The following is a 22,331-nucleotide window of genomic DNA, read 5'->3' on the forward strand; positions in this document are numbered from 1 at the left end:
TTGTTCCCTCTAAAGGATCTGGGCCGCTAAAATAATGGCAAGGTCAGGCGTCGATGCCTCATCCCGGATGATGATTTCGGGACGCCCGAATTTCGGTACCGAAATGGCATTTTGATTAGGTCGGGGGCGTGTTTCGCCCATTCATAAGGGAGTTCAATTGAATCAAGTTACCGCTCAGGCAACACGCTCGCGTCAAACTGTCGCCCAGCCTGACGCTGCTCGAACTGATTCGGTCGACCAATTCGTCAATCAGCGAATTAGTGCAGCTCAAGCTGCGCTCTGGAAAGCGGAATGTGTTCGGCGAGGGCTAGCTTTGGTCATCGCTCTATTGGGTGGGTTGCTGGTTTGGTGGATCGTTGACCAATGGATCTGGTCACCGGGTGTGGTCGGACGTTCGGTATTGGTGGTACTGGGTTTCGTCAATGTGGTTTACTACGGATGGATGCGATTGTGGCCGGTTCTGCATTTGCGGATCCGAGCCGATTACGCCGCCCGGTCGTTGGAGCGAGATCACCCGGAACTGGGACACGCGCTATCCAGCTACGTCAGTTTGAAACAGCAAGCGAGTCAGCAGCAACTCGGCCAGCCAAAATCCGGTAAACCCGCTTTGAATGTCCGGGTGTTGCAAACCATCGGAGCCGAAGCGGCGGCCAAATTGCGACGCATCGATGCGCCGCCGAGCGAGGCGACGGGTTTGACAACTTGGTGGGCAACAACGATCGGACTGATCGCGTTGTTGGCGGTCTACTCCGCGGCTTCGCCCAAATCGATTGTCCAGTCAACGGAGCGAATATTTCGGCCGTTGGCAACGCTCGACGCTCCCCGTCGCGTTCGTATCTCGGACGTGGTTCCTGGGAATGCCGAATCTTTGGCTGGTCGCAGCGTCAATTTTGCCGCGACGATCAAAGGGCTTAGTGATGATGAGGTTACCTACTTGGTTTGGGAAAACCTGGATGCCATGCGAAGCACCGGAGATGATTTGGGCCGGGTGGCACTTGGTGCAACTCAGACAGACTCTGATTCGAGGCAAGGCGATCGATTTTCTGCTGCCGTGCGGATTCCCCATCATGCCCACGGTGTGCAGCCCTACCGCATTGTTGCTGGCGACGCATCCGCAGGTCCGTTTGAATTGTCCATTCGGGACACTCCCGTCGTTCAAGTCGCCAGTGTGCATTACCAACCGCCCGCCTACACCGGCCAGAAACCGCACACGCGTCGCAATGGATCGATCTCGGCGGTCGATGGAACGCGAGTGCGAATCATCGGGGAGGTGAACCGTCCCATCACGCGCGCAACCATTGAATTGAATCCGAAGTTGGTTGGGCAAGAAATCCGCGCGACCGCAGGTGCCAGCGAACTGTCGGTGTCATCCGATGGCCGCCAAGTAGAACACACGTTTGTGCTGCGACACCGCACCGGCAAGGGGACGATTGCTCTACAGGATTATCGTATCCGGGTTTGGGATGATGCGGACCAAACCAATGCCGAGCCGATCGTCTATCCAATCAAGATTATTGAAGACCTGCCGCCCGAAATCGCAATCGTGGTGCCGCAGATTTCACCCAAGGACGTATCCATTGATGCGGAGCAGCTTTTTGAAATCCATGCCGCTGATGTTGATTTTGGGTTGGCCGAAATCGAAGTCGAGGTGCGACGGGGGATTGACCGGATCGCGCGAGCGACCGTTTGGAAAGCAACTGATGCGCAAACTGAAGGCGAACCGTTTAAGCCCATTTTGGGCAAGCAGGTTGTGGAGTATCGCTTCCGGCCCTCACGCATGCTTACCGTTCGCGGTGGTCGATTGAATGTTGGTGACGAAGTCGAAGTGGTGGCGATCGCGGTCGATAATCGAAATGATGAAAATGACTCGTCGATCGTGCCGGGCGTGACCACGACACCACCGGTTCGGTTGCGAATCGTCGCTGGAACGCAAGCCGATCCATCATCCAAGGAAGATCCGTCAAACCCGTCCAAGAGTGATCCCCGATCGACGCCGCAGTCCAATAACGGTCAAGGAGAGCAGGGACAACAGGGTGGTGGCCAGGGCGGCGAAGCTTCTCAATCGCAATCCGGTGATGGTGAAGGCGGCGAGCCTGGGCAAGGCGGCAAACAGGGCGACGGAGAAAAAGCGGAAGGTCAGCAAGGCGAAGGTCAATCAGGCGAGGGCCAGCAAGGTGACTCCTCTTCGGATCCGCAAGAGAGCCAAGGTGGAGACGAACAGAACGGTGAGCAATCAGAACCGGACGGTGGAAACGCTGGCAACGACGGTTCCAGTTCCAATGGCGGATCTTCTAGTGATGGATCCTCCGGCGGTGAGATGGATGCATCCGATCCCAGTGACGAAGGCAACCGCGATCAAGAAGCAGGAGATCCAGATTCCGAAAGTCAAAGAACCGGAAGTCAAAGTACCGGAAGCGAGGGATCTGGAAACCAACAAACCGGAGGTCAACAAGCGGGAAATCAGAACGCCGGCGGAGAACAGACCAACGGGCAGCAGGGTGGTGGGGGCCGTTCCGGTGCACAGTCTGGTGATTCGCAAGGTGCGACTGATTCCAATCAGCCTCCACAAGACGATGCAGAGGCTTTTGAACGGATCAAGGAGTATCTTGAAAATCAACAGGATCAGTCAGGGCAGTCGGGCGATCAGTCCGGTGATTCGAGCTCGCCTCAAGGCGACGGCAGTCGTCAGAGCGGCGGAAGCGAAGGTGCCGGTAATGAAAATGCCGGTCGGCAACCAGATCCAAAGTCGCAACAAGGTAATCCCTCGCAACAAACTGGCGGTGACCCGTCGAAAATGAATGACCCAGGCCAGTCCAACCAAACTGGCGAACAGGGTCGGTCGGGTGAGCAGGGGCAAACTGGCGATCAAGACGAAGCAGGAGATTCGAGTGACCCCAGTGAATCGAATGACTCCGGTGAATCTGGTAGTCGTAATGAGTCTGAGGGCAGCGGGACTGGTGGCGACGAGGGTGCGAGCGCGGACCCGTCGCAAGGACAGCAATCAGGTGCGGGCGAGAAGGGAAGCGACTCGGCCCAGAGTCGCAACGGCGAGCAGGCTGAAGATGGCAACCAAGACGGGATGGGTGAATCGGACTCATCGAGCCAAGGAGATGCTGCAGATGGCAATTCACCTGACAACGATAACCAATCCGCTGGCAGTGATTCGTCCAGTGAAAGCGGCCAGTCGGGCAAACAGGGATCCGACAATGGGCAGGGGCAATCTGACCAAAACGACCCAACTGGTAACGGCGACCAATCTGGCCAGGGTGATCCAAGCGGTATGGGCGAGCAATCCGGTGATCCTTCCTCGGGACAGGCCAAACAAGAAAATCAGGCTGCCGGAGACAAATCTTCAGGCCCAAATGATGAAGCGTCCTCGGAGCAATCATCGGGAGCGTCCAGTTCGTCAGACTCCTCTGGTGCACCGTCAGGTAACTCGGGTGCTTCCGATGCGAATGCCGATCCGTCTAACTCCGATCCATCACGCTCAGACTCCGATTCCAATCAAGCCGAGGGTTCGTCGCGTGGCGGCGGGACTGGATCGTCCGGTGGCGGGCAGGGCGAGGAAGGCGAAGCGGATGATTTGAAGCTGCCTGATCCGGTCGACTTGGAATACACCAAAAAGGCAACGGATTTGGTGCTGGACTACTTGAAAGAAACACGACAGAACCCTGATCCAGAATTGCTGGACCGATTGAAATGGTCGGAGCAGGACCTGCAGCGTTTTCAAGACCGCTGGCAAGACCTGCAGCGAACCGAACCCAGCGGTGCTTCGGATTTGCCTTTGTCGGATGACATGCGTGAAGCATTGCGAAGTTTGGGGATGCGACAACCAAAATCGACTGAGTCGTCGCGTCGAGATACCGCGGATTCCATTCGTGGGCTGCGTGATTCCGGCAACCGCCGACAAGCTCCGCCCGCGATTCGTGACGCTTTTGAAGCTTTCCGCCGAGGCCTCGCGACTCCGTAACCGAATCGGATTTGGCTCCAAAACCCTGATGTCATGTAGATTGAGGCAAGCCACGGAGGCATCGCAGGTGATTGTTCGAGCTTTCTGAACGATCTCGCCCGTTTCGCAAACTTGCAGCCCGCATGGGTGGGTCGCATAATGTAGCGATGGTTTTCTTCGGGTCGCGTTCCTCATCGATACACCGAGATCGTTTTACTTCACGCCAGCTCGCGGTTGGGGAATGGCATGTGGTTGCGAAATCGTGCTGCTAAGTCTGAGCCCGCATTGCCCGTGGTATTTTCACTCGCGGACACTGCTGGCTCAGACGTTGAGATTGCTTCGGTGATTAGAAGCCTGGCCGATTCGAAAACAAACGCGTTGGCCCTGGCGAAGATCGCTTTGAAGAAATCATCGGACGTCTTCGCGCACGGCAAAACGATATTTGGAAGATTCAGGGAAAACTGAAATGAGATTCCAGGCTGTATTCGCGTTGCTTGTGTTCCCTGTCTTAGGCAGCCTCGTTGATTCGAGGCTAGTGATTGCCGACCAAGTCGATGTGCCGCCACTGATCTTGAAACCGGATGCGCCGACGTCGACCCAGTTCAGCAAACAAATGCTGGCTCTCGCGATGGCTGAAATCAATCTTTACCCCGAGCACACGCAAGACGATCCAGTGGTTCAAGAACTAGCAATGCAGTACCTGACCCGAGTTGCGCATTGGGAGGCTGGCATGCCAGCAAGCCTTTGTCCTGATCGTACCCGAGTTGCGGATATCATTGCATTAGCGAAGAAGACCCTTGAGGCTGGTTCAACGGACCCACTGGTGTTGCGATACAGCGTGATCACACTCATGAACGAGGTCGAAGATGACTTGCTTACCAAACGTATCGATTCGGCGATTGAAAGGTTCGGTGCGTCCGGTTACCCACAAGTCTTTCGCACGAAGTATGCCGTCGCCAATTTCAAAGTAATCAAGCACCGATCGAAGCTGAAGAATCTGGCACCGGTACTGGAGACGATGCACCGGACAATGCCAGCGTATTTGCAGTGGGCGATGCAACAATCCGGGTGTGAGCGTGCGGTGTATCACAATCTGATCGCCGATATGCAGTTGAAATTTCGATCCAGTAAAATTCGACCCGACAAAATGTTTCGCCAGTGGGTTCGGAAATACACCGAACTGGAAAACAAAGATGAGTGGCTCGCGTTGATGTTGATGGGCAAGCGACACCACGATGTAGCGTGGACCGCTCGTGGAAACAGCTACGTTTACAAGATCGATCCCAGGAATTGGGCGACCTTTGAAAAACATCGCGATCTGGCAATGCGGCAGTATCGTGCCGCCTATGCTTTGCATCCCGAGCGTCCGGAGGCGGCCGAGGGGATCTTGCGGGGAATTCAAGAGGGCTACGATGCCGGCGAATCGATGTGGGATTGGTTTCAGCGGTGCATTGACGCCGAAGTCGATTACTTGCCGGCCTATCATGCGGTCTTATCCGCATTGCAACCCCGTTGGGGAGGCAGCGAAACAAGTCGTGCTGCGTTTGCCAGGCAATGTGCCGATACCCAACGGTACGACACAGAAATTCCGTTGGTCTACGTTCACTTCGTGGCTGACCTTGGGCCAATAAACGCGTCGTCAGGGCGTTTGAGAGCGGATTTAGGTATGTATGCGACCGTGCAAGAGTGCTTGCGAGGGTTGGCCGATGCTCCGCTTCGGAAGTCTGCTGATGGGAAAAGTGGACAGCAGGTGCAGTTTCTTGTAAACGCATTGGTTAATGCGATTCGTGCCGATCAGTTTAACGATGCAAAGCAGCTTTGGGACGAACTGGGCAATGAGGCTGCGTCGATGGAGGCGGCGATGATCTTCGAACGTCTTCACATCGAACCGCTCTATGAAAAGTCTCGCGGTTGTGCGTTCAGCGAGTTCTCTGACGTCTTGAAAACGATCGAACCATTGACGAATGAGCGAACGACCGGGCCGGAAATTTCCAAAGCGGTCAACGAAGTCTATCGTGATCTGTTGGTGAGAGGACCACCGGAAGCACGCCGATATCTAGAAACCTGGGTGCGAATCACTGAACAAGAAATGGCGTACCACAGCGGCAAATGGGTGAGTCTGAAATTCGATAATTCGGTCAATACGTGGGCGAAGCACGGTAACTGGAAGTTTGTTGGCAAGAACATGGTCAAGGTGAACAATTTGTTGGGCGACCATCTGACCTTCATGCATTCCAAGAGCGTGTTTCCGGACCCGATTGAAATGGAAGTGCAGATCGATGCTCCCAAACGTATGGCGATGCCGTTGGGGATCTTGCGTGCTAGTCCTAACCAAGGAATCGCGAAGTGGGTTGTTTTTGGCTCGCCCCTTCGTGGCGGCACCGCCGCGATGAGCAATTGGAAATTGGCTTACGGGAAGTTCAAAACGCCGCCACCGCAAAAAATTGAAGTCATGAGCTGGGGGAAACAATACGTTGAGTTTCGCGTCAACGGTGTAATGGTTCCCAGCCACCAACTGCCCATACTCAGTGACGATGCTAACGTTGTTGGGTTGGGACAATTCTTTTGGCGGAACGGGAAATACGAGGCGTCGTTTCGCAAATTTCGAGTCCGCCGTATTCCCTACGACGCTCCGCCTCCGCTGGAGAATGACTCGGCTCGAGTCGAATACTTTTCAAATGCAATGCGGCGTTATCCACATCGCCTCGACTATCAGCGTCAACGCGGCGTTGCGTATTATGGTTTAGAGCATTGGGATCCAGCGATCGTCGATTTGCTGGCAGTGCGTGGCAAATTACACGTTAACGCCAATCTATGGACCGAATATTTGATCGGTAATTGTCATTTGAAAACGGGCCAAGACCAACTCGGCGAGGAAACGTTGATGGCGTTGTATCGCAGTATCCCTGAAAAGCCCAGTTCAGCGCATGCGACTTTCGGCTACGGAGCGGCCTGCGATATGATCGAGTTTCTGGCGACATCGGATCCCAAAAACAAAGACAACCTGACACGTGCGTTGGCATTGGCCAAGGAAGTGCTCAGCAAACACAAACATTCCGGATCGTACATCGCACTGGCAAAAGCCCAAATCGCGTTAGGCCGCACCGATCAAGCCAAGGAATCACTCAAAAACGCGATGTCGCTAGCAACCACCGACCACAAAGCAACTCAGGCGAGGCAACTGCTTGCACAACTTTCCAATCCGTAAGTTCGACCAAGAGTAGCGAGTAGCGTCATCGGCACAAATGGCACGGTTCCAGTGCCGATAGAAAGATGAACCGTCGTGGTTGGTATTGATCTGTGCGAACGTTAACAGCGTGATGTGGTGGCGTTGACTATATTGCGTAGAGCACGTTCAGATAGCGGCACGCGAGGCCATTTTTTTGGCGTCTAGATTCTCCCATGTCAGTTGTTTGTAAATGAGTGTGCACAGTCTTCATCTTGTGACCGGGGCTGCTGGTGTTGGTAAAAGCACGTTTGCTAAAAGGTTGGCTGCCGAGCATGCGGCGGTCTTGCTCGATAGTGACACCATGACCGAACCTGTTGTCCGTGCAGGATTGGCTGCGGCGGGGATGCCGGCGACGGATCGAGATAGCCCTGAATATAAGCGGATTTTTCGTGATGCAGTTTACGAATGCTTGTACCAGACGGCCGGGGATAACTTATCGCATGTGAGCGTGGTGATCGTGGGGCCGTTTTCGCGCGAGTTGAATGACGGTGAATGGCCCGATCGGCTACGTGAGCGTTTCGGTGTGCAACCCACAGTCTGGTTTCTAACCTGTGACGATGCGACTCGACGTAGCCGGATCGAAAAACGAGGCAATCCGAGAGATCAGGCGAAACTGATCGATTGGCAGCAGCACCTTCAAGACGCGCCGATCGCAAAGCCAGCGTTCGAAGTCAATCTGGTCGACACTCGTTCGACTTGAATACAGTCCAACCCAAATGACGAAGATGGTTTGCCGCCGTTTTGCTATTGCTTTTGACGGTATCCTTTGATGATCGGTTGATCAGTGTGTGGCGAATTCCCAAATGATTGGCCAGCCAATTTGATGCTTCTCTTGAAGGAATGATTTTGAGACGATTTGTTTTGATAGTTGTCGTGATGCTTGCCTGCAGCATGGTTCCGCTTGTCACAGTGGGGGATGACCTGACGTCGGGCAAGTATTCCGTTTCAATGTCGTGGTCGCAGGAAACGGACTTTCAGCGGCCGTACTACGTGAACGTTCCCGCTGGTGCGATGAAGTTACCTCTCGGTAACGCGTCATCGGCACGTAACGAGGACAGAGGTCCCAGCTCAGGTCCGTTTCCAGTTTTCGTGTTCTTACATGGCAATGGCGGAAGTGGACAGGCGACGATGCATGGCTTTCTAAGAACTCATCCAGCCATGGCGGCACGCTATGTCATGGTGTTCCCGGATGGCTACCGAAAATCTTGGAACATCGTGGCGGAACAGTCGGAAGCTGACGACCGTCGTTTTATTGAAGAGATCGTTCAAAGGCTGTCAGCGTATGACAACGTCCAGAAAGACAATTTCACCATCATGGGCACGTCCAACGGTTCGGCGTTGGTGAATCAGTTGGCGATCGAATGCAGGCTGCCGCACATTCGCTGTTACGTGACTGGCGTTAGTCCGCTGAATGTGTTCCAGCACGATGGTCAGAATTTCAGAGCAAAGGGCGACGACAACAACTACCAGACCGTGGTGATTCCGCTGTCGGGCAAGCGGCTGATGAGCATCTCGGGAACGAATGATCGGCTGGTCCCCTATCGCGGGGGACTTTCCCGCGGCATTCCCGCGAAAGGCGGCAAGCTGGGTTTTGTCGACGCCGAAGAGTCGATCTTTCTGTGGGCGAAAGCGATGGGCTACCAAGGCAACAAACTTACCAGTCCAAGCCGAATCGACGGCCGACTAGAAATTTTCAGTTACCTAGGCGGCGACGTCGTCCATTATAAAGTTTCCGGCGAAGGACACGGTGCAACGCGAGCAGTCGATGAGGAAACTTTGTTGGATTTCATAACTCGCTAGTGAGTGGGACGGGGCGGGTTCGCCCAGTGGCCGTTTGCGTCTTCGCCACGAACTAGGAATCCTTTCTTGTGCCAGTCGTACCAAGTTGTCACGTCGGCAGCGGCGTATCGGATCGTCAATCCACAGCGACGGCGGTCGGATTGATTGGCTTCGGATCCGTGTAGCAGCAAGTCCGAGTGCATTGAGAACTGACCCGCCTTCAATGTGACATCGACCGCTTCATCGCCATACGATTCTGGGTTTTGAACTGCGAGGTTCAAGACCGTGTCCGCGTCTTGGGTTTCGTCGTAATCAATTAGCCCATGGGAATGCGAACGCGGAATGAACTTCATGTTCGCGTTATCAGGATCGGCGTCGTCGATCGCTAGCCAAACGGTCACCGTCTTCGTTGGACTGAGTGGCCAATAAGTACTGTCTTGATGCCAGGGAACGTGTTTTCCGTCGCCCGGCATTTTGCAAAAGAAGTGCGAGCCCCAGCAGACCACGTTGGGGCCGAGCAGGTCCGCTACGGCGTTGACGATATGTGGGTTTTGCACGAGTTCATAAATGCGAGCGAATCGCAGATGCGCCGTGCTGATCGAATAGCTGGTCCGTCCCAGTTCAATGAACGCAGCGAGCACCCCGTCGAAAAATGCTCTGGTTTCAGCGGCCTCGGTTGGATCGAGCCCGTCGAAAGGCATCAAATAGCCTGTCGCGTTGTACTGGTCGATTTGTGCCGCGGTGAGTAGCCCAGGTGAAGCGGTTTCGGCGGGAACAAATCCCATTTGCCGCGGCAGTGCGGCTAGCTGGCTTGGGGAAGGGTTCGGGATGTCGTCGACGCTCGTGTTCATGGCAGAAACCTAACGATGGGGAAATCGATAACGCGACTTAGGCGATGATGTTCTTGAGCACTTCGCCGTGGACGTCGGTTAATCGGAAACGGCGTCCTTGATAGCGGTAATTCAGACGCTCGTGATCGATCCCCATCAAGTGTAAGACGGTCGCGTTGAAGTCGTGCACGTGCACACCATTTTCGACTACGTTGTAGCCAAATTCGTCAGTGCTGCCGTAACTGATCCCCGGCTTGATTCCGCCACCAGCCATCCAGGTCGTGAAACATCGTGGATGGTGATCTCGCCCGTAATTGTCGTTCGTCAAAACACCTTGGGTGTACGACGTGCGTCCGAATTCGCCGCCCCAAATCACGAGTGTATCGTCGAGCAAACCGAGTTGTTTCAGGTCTTTGACCAACGCTGCGGAAGCTTGATCGGTTTCCTTCGCTTGGCCTCGGATTTGTTTAGGCAGGTTGGAGTGTTGGTCCCATCCTTGATGGTAGAGCTGAATGAAACGCACGTCGCGTTGGGCCAATCGGCGAGCCAGCAGACAGTTTGCCGCGAACGTGCCGGGTTTCTTCGCGTCTTCGCCGTAGAGTTCAAAGGTCGATTCAGGCTCGTCGGAAAAGTCAGCCGCATCGGGGACGCTGGTTTGCATTCGGTACGCCATTTCGTACTGCGCAATTCGCGATTCGATTTCGGGATCGTGTTCTTGTGAGAATTGGTGTTGGTTCAGCGAGTTGATCGCATCCAGTTGTGCGCGGCGGCGAGTCGAGGGGATTCCCTTGGGATTGGATAGGTACAGCACCGGATCGTTGCCGCCGCGGAACTGCACGCCTTGATATTTGGAATCCAAGAAGCCGTTACCCCAAAGCCGCGCGTAGAGTGGTTGACCGCCTTGACCGGCGGAAACCAATACGATGAACGCGGGCAGGTCTTTGTTTTCGCTACCGAGTCCATACGACAGCCAAGATCCAAGCGACGGGCGGCCAGCGATCTGTGAGCCGGTTTGGAACATCGTGATCGCTGGATCGTGGTTGATCGCTTCGGTGTGCATCGATTTGATGAAACACACGTCGTCGACAATGTCACGGTGGTACGGTAACAAATCACTCAGCCAAGCACCGGACTCGCCGTGTTGTGAAAACTTAAAGTGAGAGCCAGCGATTGGGAGTGACGATTGGTTGACCGACATGCCAGTCAAACGTTGCTCGCCACGAACCTCGGCGGGCAGTTCTTTGCCGTTCATCTCGTTGAGTAACGGCTTGTGATCAAACAAGTCTTGCTGGGCGGGGCCACCGGACTGAAACAGATAAATGATTCGTTTCGCTTTGGCTGGAAAATGTGTGCCGGTAGCGAGGCCGGGTGTGGCGGTTGCCGCTGAACTGGAATCGCTGGCAAGCAGGCTGGCCAGCGCGGCGGTGCCGACGCTCGATGCGCTGTTTTTGAGGAAGACTCGACGGTTGTGTGCGAAAGCGTCGTGAGGTGTGGGGAGACTCATGCTATTGCTCTTTTTATTCAAGTTGAATGTTCGGTTTGCGTTGGTGGATGCTCATGCATTCCGGAGTGTGAGAAACGTCCGGTGCCGAGTATCTGCTACCGTTTCCAAATGGTGGCATCGAGGTTCAAAATCGCCTGGCAAACGTTCGTGAATGCGGCCAGTTCGATCGCGTTGCGGTTCCCATCCACCGTTGACTCACCGATCTGGGCCAACTCCTTCGCGGCATCCGGATGGTCGGCATAAAACGCTCGCTCGTCTTCCAGCAACTGCTGTAGAGTCATGCGTTCGATCTCGTCAGGCTTGGACCCGGTGAGTTTTAAGAACGCTAGCTCAATCGCGTTATCGGTTTCGCTGCGAAGTATTTCTTCCGCCATGACGCGTGACGCTTCAATGAATTGCACATCGTTGAGTAGCACGAGTGCTTGTAGCGGTGTGTTGGTGCGAGAACGTTTTACCGAGCAAACTTCTCGCGTGGTCGAATCGAATGCCATCATGTTGGGAAGCGGTGCGGTCCTTTTCCAAACCGAATAAAGGGACCGACGGTACAGTGCTTTGCCAACGGACTGTTTGAAGGGCGGTGACATGCTATTGGACTCTTTCCAAAGATCTTCGCCGGGTTGGTAAGGGGATACCGGCGGGCCGCCTCGTTGGTCGTTCATCAGCCCTGATGCAGCCAACGCGACGTCACGGATCTGTTCGGCCGCCAATCGATAGGCAGGACCTCGTGCCAATAGTTTATTGTTGGGGTCGGCTTCCAGCTTTGCAGGGCTAGCGGCCGAGTCTTGTCGATACGTCGCTGAGAGCACAATCGATTCGCACAAACGTTTAACTTCCCATCCGTTGCTGACAAAGTCCCGAGATAGCCAGTCAAGTAGTTTGGGATGCGTGGGTAGATCGCCTTGTGAGCCGAAGTTTTCTGGCGTGCCCACCAAGGGCGATGAAAAGAAGTTGCCCCAAATCCGGTTCACTGCGACTCGGGCGGTCAACGGATGTTGTGGATCGGTTACCCATTGGGCCAGGCCCAGTCGGTCTCTCGGAGCGTTTTCAGGAAACGGCAATGGCAAGCCCGATAGTGTTTCCCGGTTGACCAACGTCTTGTCGTTCTTGGGGGCGCTGTATTCGCCTCGGGCCAACACGTGAGCGGGCCGCTGCTCGGGCATTTCCCGCATGACCGGGATTTCATTCATCACCTCTTCCGCCATAACAAACGCTTCTCGAGCTTGGGTTAATGCTTCAAGCGAAGACCGCGAGGGAGCGTCGATGGCGGAGACGAAGTATTCAAAATCAGGTTTGTTGGAATTGTGTTTAGCACTGCCGTTTGCCAACGTTCGCAATTCAATCGCAGTCAACGCTCGCTCGTAGACACGCACATCGTCGATCAAGCCGCCAGTGAATCCGCGGGCTCGAAATCGTTGTCCAACGACAAACTCTCCGCCATGGTCGACCAGCACGTTGCAGCTCTTCTTGAGGTTGTCGCGAACCACCTCGGTCTCTAACAATTTGCCGTTCAAGTAAAGCTTCAAACCGGTCGCCTTGGACGAACCGTCGTACGTCGCGGTGACTTGGTGCCATGTGTCGACCGGGATACGGTTGATCGTGCGGACGCTGATCGCGTTGCCCGGCCAAACTCGGGCCATACGTGATTCGAGATGCCCATCTTCAATCGTCAGGTCCCAGCCGTTGTATCCGCAATCGGTGCCACGAGTGTGGTGCGCGATCAAGCTTCGCAGCGGTGAACGTTTCGTTTCACGCATCGAGACAACCACCGACATGGGTAACCATCGATCAAACGGGGTGATGCCAGTCGTGGTGATGCCGCGTTCGCCGTCAAGCGTGAGAGCTCGCCGTTTTGGCAGGTCGTGTGACTCGTCAAGGTCGGCGGCGGACTTTGCTTCCAATCGCGCCAACGGAGTATCGGTGACCTCGACCAAATCGGGCATCTCGGCCCAGCCTCGGTCGCCTTGCGATGGATGAAAGGTCGCCTTCATCGAGTTGTCGAAATTGCGATCAAAGGACAACGCCAAACGGAGATCTGGAATCGATAGCGGAGTGGAAGGATCAGGCGTCCAGGATTCCCAACGTTTGCGGGCCTCGGCAAGCGTTTGTTGACGAAGTTGTTCCGCCTTTTCGAGTTCGGACTTGGCTTGGTCCAACGCTGATTGTTGTTCGGGTGTGGGTAGCAGCACCGATGGGCATGGCACCTTTTCGGTGCGGTCGTACACGCCGCTTTCGTCGATCGAGTTAAAGAATGCGGACAGGGAATAGTAGTCCTTTGCCGGGATCGGATCGTATTTGTGGTCATGGCAACGGCAGCACTCCATCGTCAGACCCAGCACGGCGGTTCCAAAGGTGTGGACCCGGTCGGCGACGTTTTCCAGACGCCACTCTTCAAAGACAGCGCCACCTTCATTGTTCAAACGGTGGATGCGATTGAACGCGGTTGCCACCTGTTGTTCCCGTGTGGGATTGTTCAACAAGTCACCGGCAATTTGCCACGTCAAGAATTTGTCATACGGCAAGTTCTTATTCATTGCGTCAACAACCCAGTCACGGTAGGGCCATTGCGTGTTCAGCTTGTCAGATTGATAGCCGTACGAATCCGCGTACCGAGCAGCGTCCAGCCATGCGACTGCCATGTGCTCACCGAACGAGGGAGAGTTCAAAAGTCTTTTCGCTGCTTCCTGGTATGCGGCCTCGCCTGACGTGGCGAATGCCGATTCGAAGGACACGATTTCTTGCGGCGTCGGTGGCAGTCCCGTCAGGTCAAGCGTCGCTCGCCGCAACCAACGCAACGGGTCGGCTTCGGGGCTAGGGGCCAAATCATTCTCTTCCAGCCGGGCTAAGACGAAATTGTCTAGTGTTTGGCGGGGCCATTCTGGAACGCTGACGCTCGGGACCTCTACCGTTTCAGGAAGCAACTCAAAAGCCCAATGTCCTTCGTAGGCGGCACCCTGTTCGATCCAGGTTTGTAGGGTTTCCTTTTCTTGTTGGGTCAATTCGATTTTCGATGCCGGTGGCGGCATCAACATGTCCTCATCTTCGCTGAGGATCCGTTCCATCAAATCGCCGGACTCAATCACATCGATCGCGTCCTCTCGGGAATCCAATCGCATGCCGGCTTCCCGAGTGTTCTCGTCGGGACCGTGGCAAAAGTAACATTTGTCCGACAGGATTGGTCGGATGTCACGATTGAAATCAATTTCCTTGGCAGTCCCAGAAATGGAGGCACCGAGAGTAAGGAGCAGACACAGGAATGGGGAGAGTCGCATTCGGTTCCGTATCGGTTGGTTTGAGGCAGTCCGACGCACGAGGTCACGCGGTAGGACCGGAAGGGTGGGGATCGGCTGAAAGGAAAACCGGAGATTGGCTGGCGGGCAGCGTCGAAACGCTTCAAGACACACGTATGACAGCCCGTTGTCGCCGGGTGATTTGCTTCCTGACCGACTTGTATCATAGCAGCGTCGGTAGGCGTGTCTTGCACAGAATGCTCATTCGTGTGTAAAATGCGGCCATGGAAAATACCGGTGTCCAAAGGAAGTTTTTCGCTCAACTGGGGCCGAGCGATCAAGTTTTCGCATTATTTGATCATCTGCCAGGCCTGAACTTCTTTGTTAAGGATCGACAGGGTCGTTTCATGGCGTTGAATCGGCGCGGGTGTGAGTACTGTGGTGTGACCTTCGAATCCGAAGCGATCGGTAAGACGGACTATGACTTCTTTCCCAAATCACGAGCGGATGAATATCGCGCCGATGATGCCATCGTGATGGACTCGGGTGAACCGATTTCCAATCGGGTCGAAAGTGCTCCCGAAGACGCCGGGTCACCTCGTCTGGTCATGACCAGCAAGGTTCCGCTTCGTGATCGCAAGGGGCGAGTGATTGGGGTGGCTGGGATCTCGAGACAGATCGAGCGGATTCAAACACCATCAGGTTCCGTTGACGCTTTCGCCAATGTGATGGAGCACTTGCACACGCATTTCGCCGACAGCCTTTCGACCGAGCAGCTTGCCGAGATGGCGGGGTTATCGGTGAGCCATTTCGAACGGCGGTTCCGGCATGCGTTTGGGGCATCGCCGCGGCAATATTTGGTTCGCATCCGGGTTGAACATGCCGCGAAGTTGCTGCGAGAAACAGAAAAGACCGTTTCGGTAATCGCTCATGCATGCGGCTTTTACGATCACGCGCACTTCAGCCGCAGCTTTCGGCGGATGATGAATTTGTCGCCGTCGCAGTACCGACAAAGTCGCTAGTGCTTCATCTACATGTCATTTTGGGGTTGATCGTAGTGGATGAGGCGACGAATCCTATCCACTCACCGACCAGACGGGCTCGTCGCCTCGCCCACTACCCCCAACTTGAATCTGGATGAAGCACTAGGTTGAACCGGAAATGGTGCTCGTCCTGGTCGGCTGACCTGCAGGCAAGCAGATGTGTAAACATCCTCGCTGAACAGGGCGAAAGTCGCGTGGCCGTCCAGTATTTTGTCTAATTCAGGCAGTCGAACCGTATCTCCTTGTCGGGTCTTTTAGAACGTTTCTAGGCCCCTGGAATTACGCATGGCGAATCAGGCGAGCGATGAATCGACAAAGTATTTTGTTCACACTCATGTTGCTTGGCGGTGCCCTCGTTAGTTCAACGTCTGAAGTGCTTGCCGACGATGTAAATCGAGAGCGTCCGGCGGAGTGGGGGCGTCTTGTGTGGGGAGGTCAGTTCAAGGACCGTTTTGAGCCGGTCGTTCCTCGCGGTGAAGTAATGCGTGATGCGTGGGGTGGTGACAATGTGTTGCCCCGAGACGTGCTCAACGGTATCGAAGATCCGCAGTGGTCATATTGGGGTGGTAACGCTGTGCAAGGCGACGACGGCAAGTACCACTTGTACGTTTGCCGTTGGCCCGAGGACGCTGAACACGGTCACTTCGATTATCACAACTCGGTGGTTGTTCATGCCGTCGCGAATGATCCGATGGGGCCTTATCAGTATCGCGATACGATTGGTCACGGACACAACCCTACTCTGTACCAGACCCGAAAAGGCTATGTGATCTACTGTGTTGGGAAATTTTATATCTCGAAAAACTTGAACGGTCCGTGGAAGCTGAACGCTTTCGATTTTCACAAACGCGAGCGCTGGTGTGTTCAACGCCGTGTGAGTTTCACCTTCGCGCCGCGCGACGACGGTTCCGTCACAGCCATTTCCCGGCGTGGTCTGGCATGGGTGAGCCCTGACGGATTGAAAGATTGGTACCTCGTTTCACCGGAATCGGTCTATCCCAAGGTCGAAGGGATTTTTGAAGATCCGCTGATATGGAAAGACGAGGTTCAGTTCCATTTGATCGCCAATGACTGGAAGGGACGGATCGCGTATTACATGCGATCCAAAGACGGCATTCACTGGGTTACCGAACCGGGCGAAGCTTACGCGCCAGGCATCGACCGATATGTAGATGGGACCGCCCCGGATTGGTACAAGTACGAACGCATGCGGGTTTTGCAGGACCAACACGGCCGAGCGGTCTAGGCACACTTCGCCGTGATCGATAGCGAAAAGCATACGGACTTGCCTGACGACGAACACAGTTCCAAACACATTGTCATTCCATTGACAGTGGAGCGTTTGTTGGAGATCGAGAACAAGCAACCGATCACGGCCGATACCGAACAGATTCGGGTAAAGATCCAAGCCGAAGACGGTTTCGATCCTCACACCGACATCGAATTGGATTCGCTGCTTTTTGACGCTTCACACGAAGTTAGCTACGGAGGGGGCAGTGCACTCCTTGCGACCGAGCGAGCTGGCGAAGACCTGATTCTCGTGTTTGATGGACGCGGGAACGGTATTACCGCGGACAACTTCGCGGGCAAGTTGCAGGGTAAGACAAGTCAGGGGAAATTGTTGATCGGTTGGGCGAGATTGCCCGGGGTGTCATTCGTTAATCCAATGCTTTCTTCCCTGGCACCTAAGTTCGAATACACTGGTGAAGGACTTGAGACTTACGTCGAAGTCCAAAATTTTGGTCAGGCGAAATCTTCGCGATCGGTTGTCGAGGTTTCTATCGGCGACGAGGTGATCGCATCCGGTTCGGTGCGTCCACTTAGGCCCTTTGAAACATCAATGGTTCGGTTGGTGTGCAGTCGTGATCTTCAGCCGAGTAGCCAGCATGATGTTACCGTGCGGTTAATCAGCGAGTCGTTCCCCACCGAGACGTTTACCAAAAGCATCACCTTGCCAAGTGAGAACATGAGATGAAGTCGGTCGCCTCCCTGCTATTCGTACTGCTGACGTTGATCGGCGGCACGCGGTTTGGTCATGCCGCGGATCGTCCCAATGTGATTCTCATTTTTGCGGATGATCTTGGCCCGGGAATGTTGGGCTGCTACGGCCAGGAAGTTGTCAAGACGCCCAACATCGATCGGTTGGCGGCCGAGGGGATGAAGTTCACGAACTACTACGGAGGCGTGTTTTGTGCGCCGGCGCGGTGGACGTTATTGACGGGAATGCGCGATGGTCGTCTTGGCGGTTGGGCCCATAACCGTGCTGGGCTTCCGATCTTGCGAGATTCGGGAAAAATCACGGAGGCGGAGTACCAAAAACGGTTGGCCGCACATAAAGCAAACTCGAACCCAATCGCAGACGATGAAGTCTTCCTAGCTCAAGTCGCTCAGTCGGCTGGTTACCAAACCGCACAGTTCGGCAAACTCGATCGTGGCTTCCTCACCTGGCATGAACGCGTGAAACGTTTTGGCTGGGATTTCTATGAAGGCTACTACGATCACCAGCGTTGTCACGGTTTTTATCCGCCCTATTTATGGCGTAACGGAGAGCGTTTTGACTTGCCGGGCAACGCGATGGCGGATTGTGGCAAGACAAGCGAGCAAGGTGACGAACCGGTTGGATACGGTGGCGAAACCTATTCACAAAACGTTTTCATCGAAGGTATCTTAAAATACCTGCGTTCCCATACTGACGAGCCGTTCTTTCTGTACCATCCGACTCAGTTGCCGCACGGCCCAGTCGCGATCCCAGAGTTGCACCCGGACTTTGCAGATCATCCGACGATGAGTCTTGCGGAAAAGAAGTTTGCATCCATGGTTAAGATGCTCGACGATCACGTCGGCCTAATTTTGGACGAACTGGTAAAGCTTGGCATGGATGACCATACGATCGTGGCGTTCGCATCGGACAATGGGCACGAGCTTTACTATGGCCCCAAGCCCGCTTATCGAAAACAGCGTTTACCGAACGGAGATCGAGCAAACTTGACGGATAAGAAGTGGCGAACGTCCGAGTGTGGCGACGTGTTTGATGGTGCGGGTGGGCGAGCGGGTTTGAAGCGTAGCGGCTATCAGGGCGGCATGCAGTGTCCACTGTTGGTACGCTGGCCTGGTAATATTGCTGGTGGTACCGAGACGGACCTATTGAGTTCGCATTATGACTTCCTCGCCACGTTGACTGATATCGTTGGTGAAGAGAAGCCCGCCGGGAAGGATGGTATATCGTATTTGCCGACGTTGTTGGGTAAGCCGCAATTGAACAAACACGAGTTTGTCGTCGTCAACAATCGAAACACGTCGATGGGAAGCAGTGCTCTGATCGCTAGCGATGGATTCAAATTGGTGGAAGCTAATAAGAAAGACAGTGTTTTTCAGCTTTACAACATTCACAAAGATAACGAAGAACGTTTCAATCTAGCCGCGCAGTACCCTGAAAAGGTTGCGAGTTTAAAGAAACTGCTTCAACAAGAAATCAATTCTCTACGACCGGATTTACGATGAGATTCCAAGAACGGTTTCGTGCGCTGATCGCGATGGTCTGCGTTGTGTTTGGTTGCGTGTCTCAAGCATGGGGCGACGTCAAACCGAACATCGTCTTCATCCTGGTCGACGATCTCGGCAACGCGGATGTTGGGTTCAACGGTTCGACCTATTACGAAACTCCCCACATCGATGCGCTCGCGCGAACCGGTTTGGTGTTTGAAAACGCGTACATGTATCCCACGTGTTCGCCGTCGCGGACGGCATTGGCTACCGGGAAACAATCCTTTCGAACGGGTGTGTACACCGTTCCGGTTCTTGAATCTGGGAACCACCAACAGAATATTTTCTCGCGATGGACTGTTGGCGAAGAACACATCATGTACAGCCAACCCTTGGCCGAGGCAGGATACAAATCGATCCATTTGGGTAAGTGGCACCTGGTCGGGCCTTACCCAGAAAAGGAAATGGCGATGAAGTTCCCGTTGAAGAGAAAGCTAGGGCAGCCTGATCCGTCGGACTTCAGTTGGGCTGCGTATCACAAAGAACATTGCCAAAAGTATTACCCCGAAGGCCGCGGCTACCTCAAGAATGTTGGCGGAACCTATCGTGGCGATCCGGCGCTCGAAGTGGGTGGGTACAAAGGTGAAACGGGTGGTTACTTCGCTCCCTTTAGCAATCCGTTCATCGAACCGAAGCCAGATGATGAATGGTTGACCGATCGATTGACTGACGAAGCCATCGAATTCATGGACGAACATCGAGAGGGCCCATTTTTTATCAACATGCATTATTACACCGTGCATCGCCCGATCCGCGGACGCAGTGAAGACCTTGTTCAAAAGTATCGCGACAAGCCGGGTGATCCCGTTACAGGACAAGGAATGGGCCGCGGCAAGGATAAGGAGCGTGAGGCTCAGTACGCGACGATGATTGAATCGCTTGATGACAACGTCGGGCGGATCGTTCAGTTCTTAGACGAAAATGATTTGCGTGAAAACACGCTGATTGTTTTTACGTCCGACAACGGTCAAAACGTAGGAAGCAATGATCAGCTACGCGGTAAGAAGGGCTATATCTACGAAGGCGGTATTCGAGTCCCAACTTGCATGAATTGGCAGGGAAGGATTGACGCACGCCGGACGCAAACCGCTGTCGCGGGTCTCGACCTGTTTCCCACCTTCATGGATGTCGCCGGTATTGACTACGACGGTGTCCTCGATGGTGATTCGATCACGGGCCTGTTCCAAGGAGAACCCGAATCGCTCAAAGATCGACCGCTCTTTTGGCACCTTGCGAGTCGGTACAAACACGGTACGTGCTCGGTGATTCGTAAGCACGATAAGAAGTTGATTCAATTCCTGGCGGATGGGAAGTTGGAACTCTATGATCTCAAAAACGATCCGCGTGAAGAACATAATCTTGCGGAAACGAATCCAGAGCAATGTCAGGCGTTGTTAAAAGAGTTAGTCGCTTGGCGAGAAGCGAACGACGTGCCGTTGCCGCCGGAATCGTCGCTTCGCTAGGTTTGGGCGACTTAATGGGTTAGCGAGACGGCATCCACAACGTCATTCTCAGTGGAAGCAGGTTGCATTGAGAATAGATCGATGACGTCGGCCCATTCGGCTTCGGGGTCCGCTGAGATGCGTTGGTAAATCGATTCCAGCCATGACCATAACTCGGGATCGTCACCAAGTTCGCACGAGTGTCCCCAGAAGTAGAACACACCTCCATTCTCTTTGGCCGCTTCGTAGCGGTCCCAGAATTTGCGATGGCTCCAGTGGCAGGTCGAAGGCTGAGCCATTGGATTGTTTAGAGGCAAAGGTGGTTCTACGTTGCGGGTTGTGCGCATAAAGGTAACCCGCTTTTTGAACGTCGATCATGGCGACGGGGCTGTAGTTACCGCCGGGATACACGAATCCGCACACGGGTTGATTGAAGTCGTTTTTGATTTGAGCTTTTGTTTTTAGCAAGGTTCGTAGGCGAACCTCGGACTCGCCCGGCGTATCACCCAACGGAAAACCGCAATGTGCCGCTATGCTGAATCCCTTGTAAATCGCCGGCATTTCGCTGTTGGCAAGATGTTGAACCTCAAGTGCCCCCTCGCGTGAATCGTCTTTGCGAAGAAACGAAAATAGCACACGGTCGCCATCCGTCTTTTTCTTCACGAAGAACTTATTGCGTTTCTCACGCGGGATAATGTTGAACGTCGCTTTGGCGTGATGCTTCTTCAGTAGGGCGACCAGGGGAATGTCGGTGGTCATGCTGTCGTCCCAGCACTGGACAACCTTAACTTTGATCTTATCGCTTTTCTTTGATAGCACCGGGCGATCACCTAGTAGGTTTGCAAGCACCGGTTCCATCTCATTTGCCCACAACGCGTAGCCATTGGCATTCGGGTGCACGCCATCATGCATCAATTCCGGCTTAGGAAGGCCGTTTGAATTGGCGAATGGTTTTGTCAAGTCTAGAAATGTGATGAAGTCTCGTTGACCGAGCGGCGAGATGAAGCGGTTGATCTCTCGAATCGGCTCGATAAATCGTTCGGGTGATCGTGGCAAAACACTCAGCAGAAGAATCTGACATTGAGGCTGCTTTTCATGGATCGTTTGGCAGATCGCTTCGACGCCAGCAGCGATTTCCTTCGGGCTGTTCGAGCGTGCGTTTTTCGTACCGGTCAGGTTGTTAGTTCCAATAAGTACCACTGCCACTTTGGGACGAATGCCGTCCAGTTCGCCATTTTTTAGACGCCACAGCACATTTTGAGTCCGGTCCCAACCAAAGCCTAGATTGATTGCGTTTCGATGAGCAAAGTGACGATCCCACGTTTCGCGACCCCGAGCGACTGACGACTTGGGGGTACCACCGAACATGTGGGTGATGGAGTCGCCGATGAAGATGAGGTCAACCGGTTTCGCTTTAATCGCATCGATCACATCACGGTGACGATCATGCCAGTCATAGAAATCTCGCTCCAGTTTCGGAACGGGGATGATGGCATTGTTCTTAAACGACACGTCTGTCGGTGGCTCCTCCAGTGTCGTGGTCTGCCCCCAGGTCGGTTGTGAAGTGAGACACGCGAGCAAGACAAAATATAGGAAGGTTGGCTTCATGTGATTGCTGAATTGGTTGGACTGAGGGAACTTGCGGGCGTGTGCGATGGATCGAAAAGACTGGTTAGCAGCTATGCTAAGTACTTCAGTAGGAGCAACTTTTAAATTCGCATGCAGAATAGACGTCGACTAATCGATACGCTTCCGCCGCTAGTTGACTGCGTTGCCGATATTGCT

13 protein-coding genes are annotated in these 22,331 nt (G+C 54.1%); 9 read left to right on the plus strand and 4 right to left on the minus strand.

The annotated features are described in order from the left end of the window. Positions 1–157 precede the first annotated feature (157 nt). The 4 genes from ACR3ZL_RS08030 to ACR3ZL_RS08045 all read left to right on the plus strand — a co-directional run bounded on the left by ACR3ZL_RS08030 (position 158) and on the right by ACR3ZL_RS08045 (position 8,978). The gene (locus tag ACR3ZL_RS08030; RefSeq protein WP_486173354.1) at positions 158–3,970 is read left to right on the plus strand and encodes a circumsporozoite protein-membrane associated protein; all 3,813 of its coding nucleotides are present in this window, start codon (positions 158–160) and stop codon (positions 3,968–3,970) included. A 445-nt stretch (positions 3,971–4,415) separates the two neighbouring features. After that, entirely contained in the window at positions 4,416–7,157 is a 2,742-nt protein-coding gene (locus ACR3ZL_RS08035; protein ID WP_473648399.1) for a tetratricopeptide repeat protein, read from the plus strand. 211 nt (positions 7,158–7,368) lie between these two features. Continuing rightward, positions 7,369–7,878, plus strand: coding sequence for a P-loop nucleotide/nucleoside kinase family protein (locus ACR3ZL_RS08040; protein ID WP_473648398.1), 510 nt, complete (start codon positions 7,369–7,371; stop codon positions 7,876–7,878). A 146-nt stretch (positions 7,879–8,024) separates the two neighbouring features. Beyond that, positions 8,025–8,978 (plus strand): alpha/beta hydrolase family protein, encoded by a 954-nt coding sequence (locus ACR3ZL_RS08045; RefSeq protein ID WP_473648397.1) that lies wholly within the window; start codon positions 8,025–8,027, stop codon positions 8,976–8,978. Here the strand turns inward: ACR3ZL_RS08045 and ACR3ZL_RS08050 are convergent. From ACR3ZL_RS08050 to ACR3ZL_RS08060, 3 genes are all read right to left on the minus strand, one after another. After that, the gene (locus ACR3ZL_RS08050; protein WP_473648396.1) at positions 8,975–9,808 is read right to left on the minus strand and encodes a phytanoyl-CoA dioxygenase family protein; all 834 of its coding nucleotides are present in this window, start codon (positions 9,806–9,808) and stop codon (positions 8,975–8,977) included. The two genes, ACR3ZL_RS08045 and ACR3ZL_RS08050, sit on opposite strands and share 4 nt — an antisense overlap. A gap of 37 nt (positions 9,809–9,845) precedes the next feature. Next, positions 9,846–11,291 carry a DUF1501 domain-containing protein gene (locus ACR3ZL_RS08055; protein ID WP_473648395.1) on the minus strand — a complete coding sequence of 482 codons (1,446 nt, stop codon included), beginning with the start codon at positions 11,289–11,291 and terminating at the stop codon, positions 9,846–9,848. 95 nt (positions 11,292–11,386) lie between these two features. Then, entirely contained in the window at positions 11,387–14,560 is a 3,174-nt protein-coding gene (locus ACR3ZL_RS08060) for a DUF1553 domain-containing protein (protein WP_486173355.1), read from the minus strand. 242 nt (positions 14,561–14,802) lie between these two features. On the opposite strand from ACR3ZL_RS08060, the gene ACR3ZL_RS08065 reads away from it, so the two are divergent. The 5 genes from ACR3ZL_RS08065 (at position 14,803) to ACR3ZL_RS08085 (ending at position 20,567) form a co-directional block, all read left to right on the plus strand. Continuing rightward, positions 14,803–15,540 carry a PAS domain-containing protein gene (locus ACR3ZL_RS08065; protein ID WP_473648392.1) on the plus strand — a complete coding sequence of 246 codons (738 nt, stop codon included), beginning with the start codon at positions 14,803–14,805 and terminating at the stop codon, positions 15,538–15,540. Between the two features lie 325 nt (positions 15,541–15,865). Beyond that, positions 15,866–16,807 carry a glycoside hydrolase family protein gene (locus tag ACR3ZL_RS08070; protein ID WP_486173356.1) on the plus strand — a complete coding sequence of 314 codons (942 nt, stop codon included), beginning with the start codon at positions 15,866–15,868 and terminating at the stop codon, positions 16,805–16,807. A 12-nt stretch (positions 16,808–16,819) separates the two neighbouring features. Continuing rightward, the gene (locus ACR3ZL_RS08075; protein WP_473648390.1) at positions 16,820–17,536 is read left to right on the plus strand and encodes a hypothetical protein; all 717 of its coding nucleotides are present in this window, start codon (positions 16,820–16,822) and stop codon (positions 17,534–17,536) included. Further along, on the plus strand, positions 17,533–19,062 hold the full coding sequence (locus ACR3ZL_RS08080) for an arylsulfatase (RefSeq protein WP_473648389.1): 1,530 nt from the start codon (positions 17,533–17,535) through the stop codon (positions 19,060–19,062). Before ACR3ZL_RS08075 ends, ACR3ZL_RS08080 begins: the two co-directional genes overlap by 4 nt. Then, a complete protein-coding gene (locus ACR3ZL_RS08085; RefSeq protein WP_473648388.1) occupies positions 19,059–20,567 on the plus strand; it encodes a sulfatase in 1,509 nt (502 codons plus the stop codon). Before ACR3ZL_RS08080 ends, ACR3ZL_RS08085 begins: the two co-directional genes overlap by 4 nt. Before the next feature lie 162 nt (positions 20,568–20,729). Here ACR3ZL_RS08085 and ACR3ZL_RS08090 read toward each other — a convergent pair whose 3' ends face one another. Beyond that, positions 20,730–22,154, minus strand: a complete 1,425-nt coding sequence (locus tag ACR3ZL_RS08090; protein WP_486173357.1) for a GDSL-type esterase/lipase family protein — start codon at positions 22,152–22,154, stop codon at positions 20,730–20,732. Positions 22,155–22,331: the final 177 nt, after the last annotated feature.

It is taken from the genome of Rhodopirellula sp. J20-39 (genome assembly GCF_057365095.1).